General features: G+C 40.5%; 2 protein-coding genes. Both read right to left on the bottom strand.

Annotated elements, in window-relative coordinates; all coding sequences use genetic code 11:
• Positions 1 to 70: 70 nt before the first annotated feature.
• Positions 71 to 973 (bottom strand): UTP--glucose-1-phosphate uridylyltransferase GalU, encoded by a 903-nt coding sequence (gene galU, locus I3255_RS14215; RefSeq protein WP_069531974.1) that lies wholly within the window; start codon positions 971 to 973, stop codon positions 71 to 73.
• An 87-nt stretch (positions 974 to 1,060) separates the two neighbouring features.
• On the bottom strand, positions 1,061 to 1,542 hold a 482-nt coding region (gene rfaH / locus I3255_RS14210), incomplete at its 5' end, for a transcription/translation regulatory transformer protein RfaH (protein ID WP_238039400.1).

Raw genomic sequence — 1,542 nt, 5'->3', positions numbered from 1 at the left:
TTTAGCGAGATCGAAAATCTAACGCCCTACTCCTAACTTTTTATTCCAATTTTTCTTTAACGAGCTAGCTTTAAAGTCCCTTAACTACATCTTGTAGATACGCTTTAAAGTCTTCGCCAAGCTCTGAGTGGCGTAAGCCGTATTCAACAAATGCAGCCATATAACCTAGCTTATTACCACAGTCATGGCTCTTACCAGACATATGGAACGCGTCGACCTCTTGCTGCTTCATCAGCATATCAATGGCATCAGTTAGCTGAATTTCACCACCAGCACCCACTGGCGTTTTCTCAAGTAGAGACCAAATTTCAGCCGGAAGCACGTAACGGCCTACAATAGCAAGGTTTGAAGGCGCTTCTTCTACTGGCGGTTTTTCAACCACTTTTGTCATTGGTGAACTTTCACCTGCACCTAACTCCACACCACCGATATCAGCAACACCATAGCTTGATACATCGTTCATAGGAACAGGCTCAACCATTACCTGACTGACTTTAGTCTCATTAAAGCGCTGTACCATTTTTGCTAGATTATCAGTTTCTAGATTACTTGCAGCGTCATCCAAAATAACATCAGGAAGCACAACCGCAAAAGGAGCATCACCAACTAGTGGTTGTGCACACAAAATAGCATGACCTAAGCCTTTTGCTTGTCCTTGACGAACATGCATAATCGTGACGTCAGGAGGACAAATTGCTTGAACTTCTGCCAATAACTGACGTTTAACACGCTGCTCTAATGTAGCTTCTAGCTCAAATGATGTATCAAAATGGTTCTCAATCGAGTTCTTTGATGAATGTGTTACAAGCACAATCTCTTTAATACCCGCAGCAACACATTCATTCACAACATATTGAATTAGCGGCTTATCAACAATAGGCAACATCTCTTTTGGAATGGCTTTTGTTGCAGGTAGCATGCGAGTGCCTAAGCCCGCAACTGGTATAACGGCTTTACGTACTGAATTGTTCATTGATTATCCATTCATATAATAATTAGAAATAAATACCCATTTTTATGAGCTGATTTCTATACTAGCAAAAGAGCCCTATTCTTTTTGTTAGCGTTTAATCAAATCTTTATTATCAACACTCACAGTCACAGCACGTCCAAGTAAATTGATCAACATAAAAGAACGCTTCTCACCATCAGCTTCCTGATAAATGGCATCAATCCCTTTAAATTGACCCTGCGACAAGGTTAATGAATCACCAGGTTTAGGTAACTCGCATAACGCTTCTTTGTGTTCGTCGCAGTCTTCATTCATCATTAATTGATAAATGAGTTCTTGTTGTACTAATTGAGGTGTTGATCCCCGACGAATAAAATCTGCTACACCTCGAGTTGAGCGGATCGAGGTATAACTCACTTGTTCTGGATCAAAATAAACAAACACATAGCTTGGAAATAATGGTTCTAAAACTTCCTGCTTTTTGCCTCGAACAATTTTATCGATGCGAACTTGTGGGTAGTAACACTCAACCCCTTGACGATCAAGATTGATCACTGCTCGCTCTTGTTCACTACGCTTGCAATAAAGTA

The sequence above is a fragment of the Psychrobacter sp. Ps6 genome (assembly GCF_022129235.1).
Taxonomy (GTDB): Bacteria; Pseudomonadota; Gammaproteobacteria; order Pseudomonadales; family Moraxellaceae; genus Psychrobacter.
Note: the sequence above shows the minus strand (reverse complement) of the source record. Positions and strands in the feature narration are given on the sequence as shown.

Bases quoted from the DNA above. Each gene is read 5' to 3' on its own strand.
- galU (WP_069531974.1), bottom strand. From the start codon at position 973: ATGAACAATTCAGTACGTAAAGCCGTTATACCAGTTGCGGGCTTAGGC.